This is a genomic window from Kitasatospora sp. NPDC049285, from assembly GCF_040678815.1.
Taxonomy (GTDB): Bacteria; Actinomycetota; Actinomycetes; order Streptomycetales; family Streptomycetaceae; genus Kitasatospora.
In genome coordinates, this window is the sequence record NZ_JBFAQR010000004.1 from 1 (window position 1) to 17105 (window position 17105).

A 17105-nucleotide genomic window follows, 5' to 3' on the forward strand; every position below is an offset into this window, starting at 1 on the left:
AGGGCGTCTACGCCATGGTCAAGGACTTCAAGTCCCGTGGCGTGCCGATCGACTGCGTCGGCTTCCAGAGCCACTTCGGCGCCGGCGGACCCCCGACCAGCTTCCAGACCACCCTGTCCAACTTCGCCGCGCTCGGCGTCGACGTCCAGATCACCGAACTCGACATCGCCCAGGCGTCCCCCACCGCCTACACCAGCGCCGTCCAGGCCTGCCTCAACGTCGCCCGCTGCACCGGCCTCACGGTGTGGGGCATCCGCGACAGCGACTCCTGGCGCACCGGCGAGAACCCGCTGCTGTTCGACAACAGCGGCAACAAGAAGGCCGCCTACAACGCCGTCCTCACCACCCTCGGAGGCGCCGGCGGCGGCACGCCGGGCGGCGGCATCGACTCCGGCACCGTCTACACGCTCTCCGCGATGGGCGCCTCCGGACGCGTCCTGGACGAGCCCGCCGGGCAGAACGGCAACGGCACTCCGCTCCAGGTCTGGGACGCCAGCGGCGCTGCCAACCAGCAGTGGAAGGCCGCCAAGAACGGCGACGGCTCCTACACCCTGACCAACGTCGCCAGCGGCCGGGTCCTGGACGAGCCGGGCGGCCAGACCGCCAACGGCACGAAGCTCCTGGTCTGGGACGCCAACGGCGGTGCCAACCAGCACTGGAAGGCCGCCAGGAACAGCGACGGCTCGTACACCCTGACCAACGTCGCCAGCGGCAAGGCCCTGGAGACCCCCGGCAACCAGACCGCCAACGGCACCCCCGTCCAGATCTGGGACTCCTGGGGAGCCGCCAACCAGCACTGGACGCTCCGGCCGACCGGATCGACCACTCCGGCGCCGACCCCGACGACGCCCGCCCCGGGCGGCACGTGCGCGCTGCCCTCGACGTACCGCTGGTCGTCCACCGACGCGCTCGCGCAGCCGGCGAACGGCTGGGCGTCGGTGAAGGACTTCACCGACGTGGTCTACAACGGCAAGCACCTGGTGTACGGGTCGAACGTGTCCGGGTCGTCGTACGGGTCGATGATGTTCAGCCCGTTCACCAACTGGTCCGACATGGCCTCGGCCGGGCAGAGCGGCATGAGCCAGGCCGCGGTCGCACCCACCCTGTTCTACTTCGCGCCGAAGAAGATCTGGGTGCTGGCGTACCAGTGGGGCCAGTGGCCGTTCATCTACCGCACCTCCAGCGACCCCACCAACCCCAACGGCTGGTCGGCGCCGCAGCCGCTGTTCACCGGCAGCATCCCCAAGTCCAGCACCGGGCCGATCGACCAGACCCTGATCGCTGACGACCAGAACATGTACCTGTTCTTCGCCGGCGACAACGGCAGCATTTACCGCGCCAGCATGCCCATCGGCAACTTCCCCAGCAGCTTCGGCTCCAGCTACACCACCGTCATGACCGACACGACCGCGAACCTCTTCGAGGCTCCGCAGGTCTACAAGGTCAAGGACCAGAACCAGTACCTCATGATCGTCGAGGCGATGGGCGCCAACGGCCGCTACTTCCGCTCCTTCACCGCCACCAGCCTGAGCGGCACCTGGACCCCGCAGGCCGCCAGCGAGAACAACCCCTTCGCGGGCAAGGCCAACAGCGGCGCGACCTGGACCAACGACATCAGCCACGGCGACCTCGTCCGCAACAACCCCGACCAGACCATGACCATCGACCCCTGCAACCTGCAGTTCCTCTACCAGGGCAAGTCCCCCACCGCGGGCGGACCCTACGACCAACTTCCGTACCGGCCGGGCGTCCTGACGCTCCAGCACTGACCACTCGTCACCCCCCGGGAGCCCCGGCCGCACAGCGGCCGGGGCTCCGCTCCGTTGTCGACCGACCGTCACCTGTCGCGCGTTCCGGTAACTCGATCGTTACCCACGCCGGTCGACGCGGGGGCTTGGCGGGCCCCATCGCAGGCCGTATGTTGTCGCGGGCAACAAACAGGGGCCGGCTGCTTTCCGCTTCGTGCTCGTGCCCATCCCCCGCCTTCATCAGCCACCGCACGTCCGGCGCTGGTCGGACACGCCTCGAAAGGACCCTGCCCATGCGCAAGGGGCTCCTGTTCGCCACCGCTGCCGTGTCAGCGGCTCTGCTCTCCACGGTCACCGCCTGCGGTTCCTCGGGCTCCGGTGCCGACTCGGCGGGCGCCAAGAAGCCGAAGATCGGCGTGATCCTGCCGGACAGCAAGTCGTCCGTCCGCTGGGAGACCGCGGACCGGCCGTACCTCGCCGCGGCCTTCAAGGCCGCCGGCGTGGACTACGACATCCAGAACGCCGAGGGCGACAAGCAGGCGTTCCAGACGATCGCCGACCAGATGATCACCAGCGGCGTGAACGTGCTGATCATCGTCAACCTCGACAGCGGCACCGGCAAGGCCGTCCTCGACAAGGCCAAGAGCCAGGGCGTGGCCACCATCGACTACGACCGGCTCACCCTCGGCGGCTCCGCCCAGTACTACGTCAGCTTCGACAACACCCAGGTCGGCAAGCTGCAGGGGCAGGGCCTGACGAAGTGTCTGACCGACATGGGCGCCAAGAACCCCGTGGTCGCCGAGCTCAACGGCTCCCCGACCGACAACAACGCCACCCTGTTCGCCAACGGCTACAACAGCGTGCTGGACCCGCTGTACGCGTCCGGCGAGTACACCAAGGGCCCCAACCAGTCGGTGCCCGACTGGGACAACGCCCAGGCGCAGACCATCTTCGAGCAGATGTACACCAGCCAGCCGGCCATCGGCGGGGTGCTCGCGGCCAACGACGGTCTGGCCAACTCGGCGATCGCCGTGCTGCGCAAGAACCACCGCAACGGGCAGGTGCCGATCACCGGTCAGGACGCCACGGTGCAGGGCCTGCAGAGCATCCTGGCGGGCGACCAGTGCATGACCGTCTACAAGGCCGTGAAGAAGGAGGCCGACGCGGCGTCGGCGCTCGCGGTCTCCCTGGCCAACGGCAAGAAGGGCGAGACCAACGCCACCGTGCACGACCCGACGGGCAACCGTGACGTCCCGTCGGCGCTGCTGACCCCCGAGGCCGTCTTCAAGAACAACATCCAGGACGTCATCACCGACGGCTACGTCACCAAGGCGCAGCTGTGCACCGGCGACTACGACGCGCTGTGCACGAAGGCCGGCATCAAGTAGCCCGCGAGCACTCGGCCGTACCCGTGGGCCCCGGCCGCCGCCGGCCCGGGGCCCACCCCGCCCATTCCCAGGAGCCTCACCCATGACAGAAACTCCGACTCTCGAACTGCGCGGGATCGACAAGAGCTTCGGCCCCGTCCAGGTCCTGCACGACGTCGCACTCAGCGCCTACGCGGGAGAGGTCACGGCACTCGTCGGCGACAACGGCGCGGGCAAGTCGACGCTCGTCAAGTGCATCGGCGGGATCCACCCCATCGATGCGGGGGACTACCTCTTCGAAGGCCGGCCGGTCCAGGTGCACAGCCCGCGCGAGGCCGCCGCGCTCGGTGTGGAGATCGTTTACCAGGACCTCGCGCTGTGCGACAACCTCGACATCGTCCAGAACATGTTCCTGGGCCGGGAGAAGCGCCGCGGCCTGGTGCTGGACGACTCGACCATGGAGGAGATGGCCGCCGCGACGCTCCGCGGGCTCTCGGTGCGCACGGTCAAGTCCCTTCGCCAGAAGGTCTCCAGCCTCTCCGGCGGCCAGCGCCAGACCGTGGCCATCGCCAAGGCGGTGCTCTGGAACAGCAAGCTCGTGGTCCTCGACGAGCCCACCGCGGCGCTGGGCGTCGCCCAGACCGCGCAGGTCCTGGAACTCGTCCGCCGGCTGGCCGACAACGGCCTCGCCGTCGTGCTCATCTCGCACAACATGAACGACGTCTTCGCGGTCTCCGACCGGATCGCCGCGCTCTACCTCGGCCGGATGGCCGCGCAGGTCAAGGCCTCCGACGTGACCCACGCTCAGGTCGTCGAACTGATCACCTCGGGCCGCAGCGGCGACCTGGGCCCGCAGACCACCCCCAACGGAGCCGCCGCATGACCGCCGCCCTCGCCCCGCAGAAGCCCGAGCGGCCACACCGCCCCACCGGCTCCGAGGACGGCCGGCCCCCGGCCGCCGGCCTGGCGGACCTCGGCCGCGGCTACCTCGACCAGGTGCGCGCGGGCGAGCTCGGCGCCCTTCCCGCCGTCGCCGGCCTGATCGTCCTGTGCGTGTTCTTCTCCCTGCTGCGCCCGGTCTTCCTGTCCAACCTGAACTTCGCCAACCTGCTCACCCAGAGCGCGGGCAGCATAGCCATCGCCATGGGGCTGGTCTTCGTCCTGCTCCTCGGCGAGATCGACCTGTCGGCCGGGTACGCCAGCGGCGTATGCGCCGCGGTGCTGGCCATCCTGCTGACCGACCACGGCTGGCCCTGGTACGCCGCCGTGGCCGCCGCGATGCTGACCGGCGCGGCGATCGGCCTGCTCATCGGCACGCTCGTCGCCAAGGTCGGCATCCCCTCCTTCGTGGTGACGCTGGCCGCGTTCCTCGGTTTCCAGGGCGTCGTCCTGATGCTGCTGAAGGAGGGCACGAACGTCTCGGTCAAGGACCCGACCATCCTGGCCGTCGCGAACGACAACCTCAGCCCCGTCCTCGGCTGGCTCCTGCTGGCCGGCTGCGTCGCCGGGTACGCCGTGCTGCAGCTGCGCCGCAGCCGCGACCGGCGCGGTCGGGGCCTGGCCGGCACCCCGGTGACGCTCCTCGCCATCCGGACCGGCGCCGTCGTCGTGCTCGGCGGCGCGGCCGTGTACCTGCTCAACCAGGAACGCAGCCGCAACGTCATCATCGGCTCGCTCAAGGGCGTGCCCATCGTCGTGCCGGTGATCGGGGCCCTGCTGCTGCTCGGCACGTTCACCCTGCAGCGGACCGGCTTCGGTCTGCACGTCTACGCGGTGGGCGGCAGCGCCGAGGCCGCCCGGCGGGCCGGGATCAACGTCGCCTTCATCCGCACCGCCGCCTTCGTCATCTGCTCCTGCCTGGCCGCCGTCGGCGGCATCATCGCCGCCTCCCGGGGCAACTCGGTGGACCCCAACACCGGTGGCAGCAACGTCCTGTTGCTCGCGGTCGGCAGCGCCGTCATCGGCGGCACCAGCCTGTTCGGCGGCCGCGGCCGCGTCGTGGACGCCGTGCTGGGCGGCCTGGTCGTCGCGGTGATCCAGAACGGCATGGGACTCATGGGGTACACCTCGGGCGTCAAGTACGCTGTCACGGGATCGGTTCTGCTGGTGGCCGCAGGTGTGGACGCCATGTCCCGCCGCCGCTCAGCCCGACGATGAGGGTCGCCTCCCATGAAAGCCGGTCCTTCCCAGGAAGAGGTCCGCCAGCACAACCTGAGTGCGCTGCTGCGCCACGTCCACTTCGACGGGCCCACCTCGCGGGCCGTCCTGGCGACCCGGCTCGGCCTCAACCGCAGCACCATCCTGGGCCTGGTGGGCGATCTGACGGCCGCGGGCCTGGTCCGCGAGGAGTTGCCGCAGGAGACCGGCCGGGCCGGGCGGCCCTCACTGGTCGTCAAACCGGAGTCCGCCCGGGTGCACGTCCTGGCGGTGGACCTGGGCGTGGAGCGCCTGTCGGTGGCCCGCATCGGACTCGGCGGCGTGTTCCTGGACCGGCGCGACGGCCCGTGGCCCGACGGTCCCCCGCAGGACCCCGCCCGCGTGGCCGACGTCCTCGCGGGGTTCGCCCACGAGATGCTGGCCCGCGCGCCGGCCGACAGTTCGTGCGTCGGTGTCGCCGTGGCGGTGCGCGGCATCGTCCGCCACCCCGACGGGCTGGTCAGCCTGACCCCCAACATGGGCTGGAAGGGCATCGACTTCGCCGGTGCGTTCGCCGACCGGCTCCGCCTCGACGTTCCGGTCCTGGTCGCGAACGAGGCCAACCTCGGTGCGCTCGCCGAGCACCGGCGCGGCATCGGCCGCGGAAGCCAGAACCTCGTCTACCTCCACGGCGAGATCGGGATCGGCGCCGGAGTGATCAACGACGGTGAACTCCTGCGCGGGGAGCGCGGATACGCCGGCGAGATCGGCCACATGACCGTCAACCCGTACCGGGGACGGCCGTGCGGCTGCGGAGCCCACGGCTGCCTGGAGGCCGAGGCGGGTGAGCGCGCCCTGCTGGAGGCCGCCGGTCGGGACGGCCGCGTCACCGGGGCCGACGCCGTACGGTCGGTGGTCATCGCCGCCGACCACGGGGACGTCACCGCGCGGGCGGCGCTGCACCGCGTCGGGGACTGGCTCGGCATCGGCATCGCCAACCTCGTCAACCTGTTCGATCCGGACCTGGTCATCCTCGGTGGCACCCTGCGGGACGTCTTCCTCGGGTCCGCCGCACAGGTGCGCAGCCGGATCAACACCAACGCCCTCGCCGCGGTGCGCGAGCACCTGCGCCTGCGGGTCAGCGAACTCGGCGGCGACACCGTCCTGATCGGCGCCGCCGAACTGGCCTTCTCCGAGGTCCTCACCCGCCCCCTGGAAACCCTCGCCCGCCTCTCGGCCCACCACCAACCGCCCTCCCCGGCGACCACCGGCCCTGCCCCGCACTCCCCCTGACGGACGGCCACAAACCGTCGGCGCCGGTCACGTCCGGTGCAGACGAAGTCGGTTGACGGAGTCGGCAGAATGCCTGGCATGGGGACAGACATCAGCGGCTTCCTCGAATACCGGGCGCCGCAAGACCACCAGGAGCCGACCTGGCACACCGCACACGACCTCGGCTCCCTCTACCTGGGCCGTGACTACGACGCGTCCGGTTGCCTCTTCGGCGTCCGCAACTACGCGGACTTTCCCGCCCCGTCGCCGCACACCGGGGTCTGCCCGCCGACGCCTCGGCCACCGAGACCGCACGGTTCGCCCAACTGACCGAGAGATACAGCGAGGACGGCTTGCACGACAATGGGCGAGGTGCGGGAGTGGCCCGAAGGCAGTGAGTGGCTCGTCGGGGGCACGCTCTACCGATCGGTCACCATCCGCCGCAGGGACGCCGTCACCGCAACCGGCGAGTGGCAGCCCGTCTGGAAGGCCATGGAGGAACTCGCAGCCCGGCACGGGGACGCCAACGTGCGCCTCGTCGTGTGGTTCGACGACTGAGCGGGCCACCGCGACCGCCCATCGCCGCTGGGCAGGTGGCCGGCGGCGGTCAGGTCGTGGCGAGTGGCCGGCCTAGCGGTCGCGGGTGACCGACCAGGCCGGTAGGTGTTCGAAGAACGCCACCGCTTCCGGGCGCCACCGCCCGTGCCATGCCGCGGCCCGGGCACCCGCCTCGCGGGCGAAACCGGCGGCCGCGTCGCGCAGTTCACGCTCGACGCCCCGGGACCGGGTGATCCGGCGGAGCCGGTCGAGCGCGGCGTCGTCGCCGTCCCGGTCCCCCAGCAGCGCCTCCAGGAAATCCCGTTCGGACTCGTCGGCGACCGCCCGCAGTGCCCGGACGACGTAGCTGCGGCGGCCGGAGCGGATGTCCGACCCGAGGGGCTTGCCGAGCACGGCCGGATCGCCGAACAGGTCCAGCCAGTCGTCGTGGATCTGGTTCGCGATGCCGAGCGCCGTGGCGTAGCCGCGCAACTCGGCGTCGTACGGGGCCGGATCGGCTCCCGCGGCCAGCAGGCCGAGGCGCAGCGGGGCGAGCACCGAGTACCGCGTCGACTTGAACTCGGTGACCGCGTGCAGGAAGTCCAGGCCCACATCGGGCTCGAAGTCCCGTTCCAGATCGATGAATTGGCCGAGCACCGCGGCAGCGCCCGCATCGACCGCCACCGCCGCCATCGCCACCGCGCGGTCCGGCGGCAGACCGCCCGACAGCAGCACCCGCGTGGACAGGAACGCCGCCAGGTCGCCGGCCAGCACCGCGAGGGCGAGCGCGGTGTCGGGCCGCTCCGGGAACTCGCTCCGGTACGCGTAGTACGTCGACGGTCCGCCCCGGCGCAGCGGCGCGTCGTCGATGAGGTCGTCGTGGATCAGCCCGTGCGTGTGAAGCAACTCGAGGCAGACCGCCGCGTCGTCCAGTCCCGCGACCGGCTCCTCCGCGGCCAGCCCCGCCGCCTCGTGCAGCAGCGCCACCCGCAGCCGTTTGCCCCCGCGCAGCGACAACTCCCGCACCAGACCGAGCGCACGGGCCGGGAACGCGCCGTGCCCCGGCAACTCCACTCCCCCACTCGCCGGGTCGGTCACCGCGTCGAAGTACGCCGCGAAGCGCGCCTCGAACCCGCGCTGATGATCCGCCGCACGCCGCAGAGCCGCGGCCAGTACCGCCCCACTCGAATCCTCATCCACCCCGACAGGCTTCCACACCCCCACCACCTCGCGGGCACGGTGGCCCGCCCGCCCGAAACTTTCACCTACTCATCGCTGTACGTTGCGAGCATTCTCGGCCGAAACCAACGCGCGATTCACGGCAGCCCTGGGCGCACATTCTCGAGGCACGCTGACAAATGCGCCTTCCACCAGCTACTTCACATCCATCAGGCAAACCCGAGAGCCCGCGAATCTATCGCCTGGCACATCGAAACTGTTGACAGCTTGTCGAGCCCAGGCCAACACTGTCGCCGTCGCCGCCTCCGGACCACCCGCACCCGCACACGACGAGGAGCCGCACCCTCATGCGCATCACGAATCCGTCGCTCCGCACGCTCACCGCAGGACTGGCCGTCGCCGCGATGGCCGCGGCGGGCACGGCCACCGCCACCGTCGATGCCGTACCGGCACAGGCCGCCACCTGCAGCGGCTACGTCGGGCTCACCTTCGACGACGGGCCGTCCAACGACCACACCCCGGCGTTGCTCAACGCGCTCAAGCAGAACGGCCTGCGCGCCACGATGTTCAACGAGGGCCAGTTCGCCGCCGCCTACCCGGCGCAGGTCAAGGCCGAGGTCGCCGCCGGAATGTGGATCGGCAACCACAGCTACACCCACCCGCACCTGATCCAGGAGAGCCAGGCGCAGATCGACTCGGAGGTCGGCACCACCCAGTCGGCCATCGCCGCCGCAGGCGGCGGCACGCCGAAGCTGTTCCGCCCGCCGTACGGCGAGACCAACGCGACGCTGAAGGCGGTCGAGGCCAAGTACGGCCTGACCGAGGTCATTTGGGACGTCGACTCGCAGGACTGGAACGGCGCGAGCACCGCCGCGATCGTGCAGGCGGTCGGCCGGCTCGGCAACGGCCAGGTCATCCTGATGCACGAGTGGCCCGCGAACACGCTCGCGGCGATTCCGCAGATCGCCCAGAGCCTGGCCGCCCGCGGCCTGTGCGCCGGCATGATCTCTCCGCAGACCGGCCGCGCCGTGGCCCCCACCGACGGCGGCTCGACCGGCGGTGGGAGTTGCGCCGCCACCCTCTCGGCCGGCGCCTCCTGGAGCGACCGCTACAACCTCAACGTCACGGTGACCGGCTCCAGCACCTGGAAGGTCACCGTGAAGGTCCCAACCCCTGAGAAGGTCAGCACCACCTGGAACGTCAACGCCACCTACCCCGACACCCAGACCCTCGTCGCGACCCCCAACGGCGCGGGCAACAACTGGGGCATGACCATCATGAAGAACGGCAGCACCACCTGGCCCACCGCCACCTGCACCACCAGCTGACCGCAAACCGAGGCCCGACCGAGGGCGCGGACGTCCGAACGGGCGCCCGCGCCGAGGCCGCCACCCGGCGGCGCGTCAGCTTCCAACTCCCCATCGCCGCAGACCTGTCACAGCACCGTCACAACGACCGTTCCGACCTCACCGCCATGCCAACGTGGCCGCATGCGCACACGAGCCCTTGCCGCCTGCCTCGCCGCGGCCGCCCTCCTGACCCTCACCGCCTGCAACAACGACGGAAGCGCCGACAGCGCGCCGAGCACGAAGGCCGCACCCGCCTCCAGCACGCCCGCAGCGACCTCCAGCACGCCCGCCCCCATCGCGACGCCCAGCACCGGAGCCTCCACCACCGCCGCCTCAAGCGGCGCGCCGACCGCCGGCGTCCCGACGCCGAACGCCGCGCAGGCCGCCGGCCTGATGGCCGCCCTGCGGGCGGCCGACCCCAACATCGCCACCGACCAGACCAAGGCGATCACCCTGGCCCGCAGCGTCTGCCAGGAGATCAAGGCGGGCAAGGACGACGCGGCCCTCGCCACCTTCGCCGCCCAGCGGTTCAGCGCGGGCACCGTCACCCTCACCCCGGAACAGGGCGCCGTCATCGTCGCCAGCGTCAAGGCCGCCTTCTGCTCCTGAACCACCGTCAACCGAAGCCCCCGAGGCCCCACCTCGGGGGCTCACCCACATTTCCTCTCCCCGGACCGATGAGTTTGCGCGGTCACGGCCGTCAGACCTGAGAAAGCAACGACAGCCGACCGGGGAGACCTGAATGTCCACCACCGCCACCACCCCCACCACCACCACGAAGTCCGGCAAGGCCGCCGTCCGGACGGTCTGGACGCTGCGGATCGTGCTCGCACTCTTCTTCGCCCTGGCCAGCGCGCTGCCCAAGCTCCTCGCCCTCCCCGCCGCCACCACCGTCTTCGACGCCATCGGCGTGGGCCATTGGTTCATGTACCTCACGGGACTGGTGGAACTCGCCGGAGCCGTCGGCCTGTTGCTCCCCCGCCTGGCCGGGCCGGCGGCGACGGCGCTCATCGTCTTCCTGGTGTTCGCGTTCGTCACCCAGCTCACCGCGATGCACGGCGAGAACGCCGGCACCCCGTTCCTGTTCATGGTGCCGCTGGCCGTCATCGCCTGGCACCGGCGCGCCGAGACCGCCGAGCTGCTCCGTCTCCCCCGCTGACCAGGTGCTCGGCCCCGTCCACCGCGCCGGGAAGCACGCGGCGAACTCGTGCCGGCGCGCGGAATAGCCGGTCCTCGCCCCCGGTTGATCGAGCATCAAGCTAATCGATCAAGGGGGATCTCCATGACTGTCCACGGTTGGGTCGCCGAGGGGTTCGAGGGCGTCCGGGACGAGTTCGAGGCGGTCGTCGCGGCGGAGCCCGCCGAGCCGGGGGCGCAGCTCGCGGCGTATCTGGACGGCAGGCGGGTGGTCGACCTGTGGTCCGACGAGCGGTCCGGCGGCGATGCGCTGACCGGTGTGTTCTCGGTGACCAAGGGCGCCGCGCACCTGGTGGTGGCGCTGCTGGTGCAGCGGGGCGTGCTCGACCTCGACCGTGAAGTCGCGTCCTACTGGCCGGAGTTCGCTGCCGAGGGCAAGGGCTCGGTGACGCTCCGGCAGCTGCTGTCGCACCAGGCCGGTGCCATCGGCGTCGACGGCGGGTTCACCCTGGCGGAGCTGGCCGACGACCGCGTGGTGGCCGCGCGGCTCGCCCCGCACCGCCCGTACTGGGAGCCCGGCACCGCCTACGGGTACCACGGTCTGGTGATCGGGGCGCTGACCGGGGAGGTGGTGCGCCGCGTCACCGGACGCTCGCTGCAGCAGGAGTACGAGGAGCTGGTCCGCGCGCCGTACGGGCTCGACCTGTACCTGGGTCTGCCGGACGAGCTGGAGGAGCGCTTCTGGCCGGTGCAGCCGGCCGCGGCGGGCCCGGAGACCGGGGCGGACCCGGAGCCCCCGGTGCCGAAGGACAGCCTGCTGGCGGTGGCGTTCAACACGCACGCCGACGAGCCGACCGACCTGGTCGCGTACGCCAACCACCGCCCGCTGCGGGCGCTCGGCCCGGCCTCCGCCGGCGGCGTGGCCAACGCGCGCGCCGTGGCGGGCCTGTACGCGGCCGCGGCCACCGGCCTCGACGGCCGGGAACCGCTGCTGACCGCGGCGACCGTGGCCGAGTTCTCCCGGCTGCACACCCCCGGGGTCGACCTGCTCTTCGGCCAGTCGGACATGTTCGGGCTGGGCTTCGAGCGGATGCGGACCTCCTACCCGTTCCTCGGCGACACGGCCTTCGGCCACAGCGGCGCGGCGGGCTCCCAGGCCTTCGCCGACCCGGTGACCGGGGTGGCGTACGGCTACGTCCGGCGCCGCTTCTGGGCCGGCGGCGGAGCGGCCCCCGAGAACGCCCGCCTCGCCGCCGCGGTGATATCCGCCGCGACGGGCACCCGCTGAGACCTGGCGCACAGTCAGCTCGCCGGACCTGAGGGAGGGCTCGAACGTCGGCCGCTCAGGTCCGGCGGCCCTGCACGCCGAAGTTGAGTCCTCCCCACTGGGTGAGGCCGGAGAACACGTCCTTCTCCCAGGTGTGGGCGAGGAGTTGGAACGGCTGGATGTTGTCGGCCGCGAACGGGACGGTGATGTTCAGGACGTGCGGCAGGGCGCCGTCCGGGCCGCCGGCGACGGGGAGCGTCCGGCCGTCGAAGGCGGTGTAGGCGGCGGCGAAGGGCGCGGCCGAGGTGATCTCCAGGGTGCCGTTCCAGCCGTCGTGGTTCATCGCCCAGCGGCCGATCCAGTCGTCGGCGACGAAGCCCTGCGTCGGTGTGCCGGGAAGGGGCGAGCGGGACAGGCTGACCCCGAAGGGCATGCCGTTCCAGGTGGTCGAGCCCGCCGCGTCGGTCCGGTCCCAGGAGAACACGTACGCCTGGAACTCCTGGCCCTCCTGGGCCCCGGGCTGAACCTTAGCGGTGGTGTCGGCGATCCAGAAGTGCAGGCCCTGACCGCCTTGGGTGGTGGTCCCGTTGACGTCCCAGCGCCGGCCGTCCCGGTAGTAGTTGCCGAGCTTGGTCCCGGTGGCGGTCGGTGGCGTCGACTACACCGAACTCGGCGTCGAGGAAGCCAACCCGCGCACCCGCGCCCTCTACGAACGCCTGGGCTACCGCGCCTTCGGCCGCGAACGCGACTCCTGGGACTTGGAGGCCGAGGACGGCTCGCTGCAACGCCACGAGACGATGTGCACCCTGATGCGCAGCCACCTGGCCTGACACCGGAGTCGGCGGCGGGAGCAGGTTGAAAGGACGGCCGACAGGCAGCGCCCTGCAACACGCACGGAAGCACCGGACCGGACCGTTCCACTCCCGTGCGCCGGGCAGCCGGCAGTCGGAGCGCCGTTCTTCCGGGCATATCAGGGTGACAGTCCCTGCGACCCCGGGGAGCGATTCCATGACCGGGACCATTCCTTCGCACGAAAGCGCGCACGCGTCGAACGAACCCGTGGTGGTGTTCGACGCTCCGTTCTCCGACCGCTCGCAGTGGGCGGCCGGCACCACCTCCGCGTATCCGCCCAGCGGGCGCAACCCCGCGGACAACAAGCTCGACCACCTGGTGCCCGGTTTCGGGCCGGCGGGCGACACGTTCACCGCCGTCCGGGAGAGCGGCACCAGTTGGCGCTCCCCGCTGGTGACCACCGAGAACACCGCGGGCGGCTTCGAACTGCTCCCGGGCGACCGGCTGGAGGCCCGCTGCCTGCTGACGGCGAGTCAGGGGGCGTGGCCGGCGATCTGGACCTGGGGCCGCGACCGGGCCGGCGGCCGGCCGCAGCCCGGGCACGGCGAGGTGGACGTCCTGGAGTACCACGGCGATCATCTCCGCATGCTGGAGTTCAGCAACCACGCGGCCCCCGGCGCCGCGGCGTACCTCGACGACCTGATCACCCCCGGCCAGTGGTTCACCGTCGCCTGCCGGTTCGGCACCGACGCGGTCCGCTGGTCGGTCGACGGACGGGAGGTGTTCGCCGACCGGGTCGGCGTCGCCGCCACCTGGCGCGCCTGGATCATCGTCAACCTGTCCGTCTCGGCCGGCCGCCTGGGCCACCCCCGCCCCCGACCGGACGCCACCCGCCTCTCCTGGCGCTGCGCCGGCCTGCGCGTGCTCCGCCCGCCCGCGGCCTCGAAGCCCGGAGCGAGCTGACCCACCGTCAGGCTCCGCTCGGCACGGTCCCCCGTTCCCCGCCTACCGCCGGCGCGCTCCCGGCTTGTCCGACAGCCGCGCGACGGCGACACCGGCCTGGGACTCGCCGAACCCCCAGCCGGCGACCAGGGAGCAGTCGACCGCTTCCAGGACGTCGGTCCACGGCCAGTGGTCGGCGCCGTAGTAGCAGCCGCCCTCGCTGCGCGCGTCGGCCTCGGTGAGGCAGAGCACGCGCAGGTGGTCGCGGAGCGCGGGATGGGCGACCGCGCTCAGGCGCTCCTCCCAGGGCTCGGCGGCGGAGCGGGCGCGGCCCAGGTCCTCGGGCGCCACCAGGTGCTCGGGGCCGCGCTCGGTGAAGGTGGCGGCGCGCATCGCATCGGTGAGGGTGCCGTCGGTGGCGACGCGCAGCAGCGCCGTCAGCCAGTAGTTCAGCTGCTCGGACCCCGGACCGGTCAGGTCGACGCCGTGGCGTGCCAGGAGCGCCCCCAACTCCGCGCCGTGCACCAGCACTCCCCCGGCTTCGTCCTCGGCGGAGACGGTCCGCAGGTCGGCGACGAAGGCCTCGTCGAACGGCCGGGGTCCCTTGTGCCCGTCGTCGCCCCACGGCCCCGTTCGCGCCAGCAGGTCGGGCTCGAAGCGGAACACGGACTCGCTCAGGTCGAACCGCCAGGTCCAGGGCGAGAACGGGTACGCGCCGTCCGGGTCCGGCAGGTGCCGCGGCGTCCGGTCCGACAGGGCGTCAGGCGTGGCCCAGGAGTTCGGGAACAGGAACTCGTCGAGCGTGTCCGAGGCGTAGTACACCCCGTACCGCGCGGCGGGCACCGCGGCCGGGTCCGCGCCGAGCAGGATCGCGAAGGCGTCGGCCAACGCGACGTCCCACCCGCCGAGTTCGCTCGCCGGGTCCGTCTCGGGCATCACGATGAGCGCTCCTTCACGTCCTGTCGCCGAGGCTTTCGCGCACGCTATCGACCGGGCCTGACACAGCGCCAACCGGCGTCCCACCCGAACCGGTCGACTCCCCGGTCTTCATCCCCTCTCCCTACCGGTCCCCCACCGTCCGGGAGACTGCCGAACTCTGACCACCCCTCAGTCACCGTCCCCCCGTCACCGACCGTCGGGAGCGCAGGCCGATCCGGCGAGGGCCCGGTCGACCAGGGCCCGCAGCTCCTGGTCGTCGAGGACCCGCTCGTAGCTGCTCCGCGCGGACAGGCGGCGGTCGGACGCGCGGACAGCCGTGAGCGCGCCGCGGATCGCCGGACTGGTCTCACCCCTGCGGATCAGGGCATGGAGCGCCTCCCGGAACAGGCCGAAGCTGTCGTCCCCGTCGGCGATCGGCAGCACGAACTCCTCCAGGACCTCCAGGCTCGACTCGGCGGGACCGGCGATCGACCAGCGCGTGACGTCCGCCGCCACCCGGCCGTACCCGCCGATCGCCAGGGGTCGCCCCCGGTCCGCGGCGGGCACCGCGTCGAGCCCGACCTCGGCGAGGTCGCCGACCGGACCGTACCCGGGCTGCTCGGCCGCCGTGACCGCGCCGCCGGCGAAGTCGAAGACGTCGAAGAAGCCGAAGGACCTGAGCGTCGCCGCCCGGTCGGCGTCGAGGTACGCCCCGCTCGCGTCGATCGCGGCCCGGATGCCGGCGGTGTCCAGCTCCCCGCAGGCGTGCAGCGCGGGTCCGGCGGCGGCCGGTCCCATCGCGCGCAGCACGTCGATCACCCGGATCGTGGTCCAGGTGTCGGCCAGCAGCGGCAACAGGTCGGGCAGGGCGGGTGCCGCGTCCGCACCCCAGGCCCCCAGGACCGCGAGCAGCGTGTGCGTCGCCGACCCGCGCGGCCCACCCTGCCGGATCGCCTCGCGGATCTCCGGCAGCAGGACCGGCGCGTGCGCGCGCAGCGGGACCAGCACCTCCTTGACCTCGGGGCGTCGCGGATCGCCGGCCACGTAGCTGCGGCCCTGTTCCTCCTCCTGCGCGCGCAGCTGCCCGACCAGGCCGGGCAGTGCCCGCGGGTCACCGATCCGGGCGAGCGCCCAGCGGGCGTACGCGCCGACCGTCCCGTCGAGGACCGGGTCGCCCGCCTCGTCGTCGAGCAGCTCGGCGAGCCGGTCGGCGTACGGCGCCGCCACCCGGCCCAGCGCCGCGAGGAGGTTCGCCGCCCGCAGCCGGACGGCGGCGTCCGGATCGGCCAGCAGCCTGCCCGCCCAGGGCAGCAGGGCCGCTTCCGCCGAGCGTCGCTCGGTCAGCAGCCGCCACGCCACGTCGAGGGCCTCCCGGGCGAGGGGCGCGTCCCCGGTGCGGTGCGCCGTCTCGATCAGCCGGACGGCGAAGGCGAGTTCGGCGTCCTGGTCGTGCGTGAGCGACCACGAGGTCGACCGGACCAGGTCCTCGCGGGCCCAGGGCTCCTCGACGCCCGGCGTGTACCAGACCTCCTCGAACCCCGCCCGCAGCGTGCGGTCCCCCAACACCTCGACCAGCCGGTCCAGCTGACGGACCGGAACGTCCCGGTCGAACTCCGCCGAGGCGTGCACGGCCGCGACCCACAGCACCGGATCGTCCCCCGCCAGCACGTCCGCCAGCACCGCCCGCGCCTCGTCCACGACGCCGCCACTCCCCCCGGCCGCCACCGCTCCGGCCACCGTCCCCCCGGCCGCCGTGCCCCCAGCCGCCGTCCCCCCGGCCGCCGTCGCTCCCGCCACGGCCTCGCCGAGCGCGAGCAGCAGCGCGACCCGCACCGTCGGGTCGGTCTCCACCCGCCATCGCTCCAGCACCTGCCCCGGTACCTCGGCCAGCCGGATCGCCGCCCGCCGCACCGCCGGCTCGGGGTCCCGCAGCAGCGCCCGGGCTCCCGACCAGTCCGCGCCCGCCAGGGCCGGTGCCTGGAGGTCCGCGAGCAGGTCGACCAGCGGGACCCGTGCGCCCATCGCGGGGTCCGCGGCGAGCGCGATGACGAACGGCAGGGCGGCGGCGGCCGCGGACGGCGTCTCCGTCCCTTCCGCCGTGACCAGGGAGTACAGCGGGTAGCAGTCCTCCTCGGTGGCCTGCGCACCCGCCCGGGCGAGCTGGCGGAGCGTCTGCGGCACGGTCTCGACCGGGTCCGTCGGGTGCCCGGTCTCCAAGCCGTCCCACACCACGGCGTCCAGCGCTTCCAGCAGCGGTCCGGTCATCGCCGTGCCCTCCGCCACCACCCCGTCCTGCTCGTCCCCCGCTCCCTCGTCCAAGAAGCCTGCCGACCAGTCGTCCACAACTCCCCCGCTCCCCCGCCGTGTCTCCGAGACGCCTACTGAAGTCTGTGCCCTGACGACGCATCAGCCCCCGCCGCCGTTCCACTCTCCGTCCTGACCGCCGACTCCGACTCCTCCC

At 72.3% G+C, this 17105-nt stretch carries 16 protein-coding genes and 1 pseudogene; 13 read left to right on the plus strand and 4 right to left on the minus strand.

Annotated elements, in window-relative coordinates; all coding sequences use genetic code 11:
* From AB0K51_RS04135 to AB0K51_RS04165, 7 genes are all read left to right on the plus strand, one after another.
* The coding region (locus AB0K51_RS04135) for a non-reducing end alpha-L-arabinofuranosidase family hydrolase (RefSeq protein ID WP_363450289.1) at positions 1-1769 on the plus strand (1769 nt) is incomplete at its 5' end.
* A 272-nt stretch (positions 1770-2041) separates the two neighbouring features.
* Positions 2042-3136, plus strand: coding sequence for a substrate-binding domain-containing protein (locus AB0K51_RS04140; protein WP_363450291.1), 1095 nt, complete (start codon positions 2042-2044; stop codon positions 3134-3136).
* An 82-nt stretch (positions 3137-3218) separates the two neighbouring features.
* Positions 3219-3998: an ATP-binding cassette domain-containing protein gene (locus AB0K51_RS04145; RefSeq protein ID WP_363450293.1), complete on the plus strand. Its 780-nt coding sequence runs from the start codon at positions 3219-3221 to the stop codon at positions 3996-3998.
* Positions 3995-5272: an ABC transporter permease gene (locus AB0K51_RS04150; protein ID WP_363450295.1), complete on the plus strand. Its 1278-nt coding sequence runs from the start codon at positions 3995-3997 to the stop codon at positions 5270-5272. The genes AB0K51_RS04145 and AB0K51_RS04150 overlap by 4 nt, the downstream gene beginning before the upstream one ends.
* A 12-nt stretch (positions 5273-5284) precedes the next feature.
* The gene (locus tag AB0K51_RS04155; RefSeq protein WP_363450297.1) at positions 5285-6544 is read left to right on the plus strand and encodes an ROK family transcriptional regulator; all 1260 of its coding nucleotides are present in this window, start codon (positions 5285-5287) and stop codon (positions 6542-6544) included.
* A 78-nt stretch (positions 6545-6622) separates the two neighbouring features.
* Complete coding sequence (locus tag AB0K51_RS04160) at positions 6623-6853, plus strand: hypothetical protein (RefSeq protein ID WP_363450299.1); 231 nt, start codon at positions 6623-6625, stop codon at positions 6851-6853.
* Positions 6854-6895: 42 nt separating this feature from the next.
* Positions 6896-7081, plus strand: coding sequence for a hypothetical protein (locus tag AB0K51_RS04165; RefSeq protein WP_363450301.1), 186 nt, complete (start codon positions 6896-6898; stop codon positions 7079-7081).
* A 72-nt stretch (positions 7082-7153) separates the two neighbouring features.
* On the opposite strand, the gene AB0K51_RS04170 is transcribed toward AB0K51_RS04165, so the two are convergent.
* Complete coding sequence (locus tag AB0K51_RS04170) at positions 7154-8260, minus strand: polyprenyl synthetase family protein (protein ID WP_363450303.1); 1107 nt, start codon at positions 8258-8260, stop codon at positions 7154-7156.
* 326 nt (positions 8261-8586) lie between these two features.
* Here AB0K51_RS04170 and AB0K51_RS04175 point away from each other — a divergent pair, with 326 nt between their 5' ends.
* From AB0K51_RS04175 to AB0K51_RS04190, 4 genes are all read left to right on the plus strand, one after another.
* Positions 8587-9567 (plus strand): polysaccharide deacetylase family protein, encoded by a 981-nt coding sequence (locus AB0K51_RS04175; protein ID WP_363450305.1) that lies wholly within the window; start codon positions 8587-8589, stop codon positions 9565-9567.
* Between the two features lie 162 nt (positions 9568-9729).
* Positions 9730-10197: a DUF732 domain-containing protein gene (locus AB0K51_RS04180; RefSeq protein WP_363450307.1), complete on the plus strand. Its 468-nt coding sequence runs from the start codon at positions 9730-9732 to the stop codon at positions 10195-10197.
* Between the two features lie 133 nt (positions 10198-10330).
* The gene (locus tag AB0K51_RS04185; protein WP_363450309.1) at positions 10331-10747 is read left to right on the plus strand and encodes a DoxX family protein; all 417 of its coding nucleotides are present in this window, start codon (positions 10331-10333) and stop codon (positions 10745-10747) included.
* 123 nt (positions 10748-10870) lie between these two features.
* The gene (locus AB0K51_RS04190; RefSeq protein ID WP_363450311.1) at positions 10871-12013 is read left to right on the plus strand and encodes a serine hydrolase domain-containing protein; all 1143 of its coding nucleotides are present in this window, start codon (positions 10871-10873) and stop codon (positions 12011-12013) included.
* Between the two features lie 55 nt (positions 12014-12068).
* On the opposite strand, the gene AB0K51_RS04195 is transcribed toward AB0K51_RS04190, so the two are convergent.
* Positions 12069-12476 carry a hypothetical protein gene (locus AB0K51_RS04195; protein WP_363450313.1) on the minus strand — a complete coding sequence of 136 codons (408 nt, stop codon included), beginning with the start codon at positions 12474-12476 and terminating at the stop codon, positions 12069-12071.
* Positions 12477-12657: 181 nt separating this feature from the next.
* Between AB0K51_RS04195 and AB0K51_RS04200 the strand changes: the two are divergent.
* Positions 12658-12822: pseudogene (locus AB0K51_RS04200) on the plus strand (GNAT family N-acetyltransferase); the annotation flags it as partial.
* A 178-nt stretch (positions 12823-13000) separates the two neighbouring features.
* A complete protein-coding gene (locus tag AB0K51_RS04205; protein WP_363450315.1) occupies positions 13001-13747 on the plus strand; it encodes a beta-glucanase in 747 nt (248 codons plus the stop codon).
* 42 nt (positions 13748-13789) lie between these two features.
* Here the strand turns inward: AB0K51_RS04205 and AB0K51_RS04210 are convergent, their stop codons facing one another.
* Positions 13790-14662 (minus strand): hypothetical protein, encoded by an 873-nt coding sequence (locus AB0K51_RS04210; RefSeq protein ID WP_363450317.1) that lies wholly within the window; start codon positions 14660-14662, stop codon positions 13790-13792.
* Positions 14663-14851: 189 nt separating this feature from the next.
* The gene (locus AB0K51_RS04215; protein WP_363450319.1) at positions 14852-16987 is read right to left on the minus strand and encodes a hypothetical protein; all 2136 of its coding nucleotides are present in this window, start codon (positions 16985-16987) and stop codon (positions 14852-14854) included.
* Positions 16988-17105 lie beyond the last annotated feature (118 nt).

Coding starts and splice junctions, on each gene's coding strand:
- AB0K51_RS04140 (WP_363450291.1), top strand. CDS start 2,042: ATGCGCAAGGGGCTCCTGTTCGCCACCGCTGCCGTGTCAGCGGCTCTG.
- AB0K51_RS04145 (WP_363450293.1), top strand. CDS start 3,219: ATGACAGAAACTCCGACTCTCGAACTGCGCGGGATCGACAAGAGCTTC.
- AB0K51_RS04150 (WP_363450295.1), top strand. CDS start 3,995: ATGACCGCCGCCCTCGCCCCGCAGAAGCCCGAGCGGCCACACCGCCCC.
- AB0K51_RS04155 (WP_363450297.1), top strand. CDS start 5,285: ATGAAAGCCGGTCCTTCCCAGGAAGAGGTCCGCCAGCACAACCTGAGT.
- AB0K51_RS04160 (WP_363450299.1), top strand. CDS start 6,623: ATGGGGACAGACATCAGCGGCTTCCTCGAATACCGGGCGCCGCAAGAC.
- AB0K51_RS04175 (WP_363450305.1), top strand. CDS start 8,587: ATGCGCATCACGAATCCGTCGCTCCGCACGCTCACCGCAGGACTGGCC.
- AB0K51_RS04180 (WP_363450307.1), top strand. CDS start 9,730: ATGCGCACACGAGCCCTTGCCGCCTGCCTCGCCGCGGCCGCCCTCCTG.
- AB0K51_RS04185 (WP_363450309.1), top strand. CDS start 10,331: ATGTCCACCACCGCCACCACCCCCACCACCACCACGAAGTCCGGCAAG.
- AB0K51_RS04190 (WP_363450311.1), top strand. CDS start 10,871: ATGACTGTCCACGGTTGGGTCGCCGAGGGGTTCGAGGGCGTCCGGGAC.
- AB0K51_RS04205 (WP_363450315.1), top strand. CDS start 13,001: ATGACCGGGACCATTCCTTCGCACGAAAGCGCGCACGCGTCGAACGAA.
- AB0K51_RS04210 (WP_363450317.1), bottom strand. CDS start 14,662: ATGCCCGAGACGGACCCGGCGAGCGAACTCGGCGGGTGGGACGTCGCG.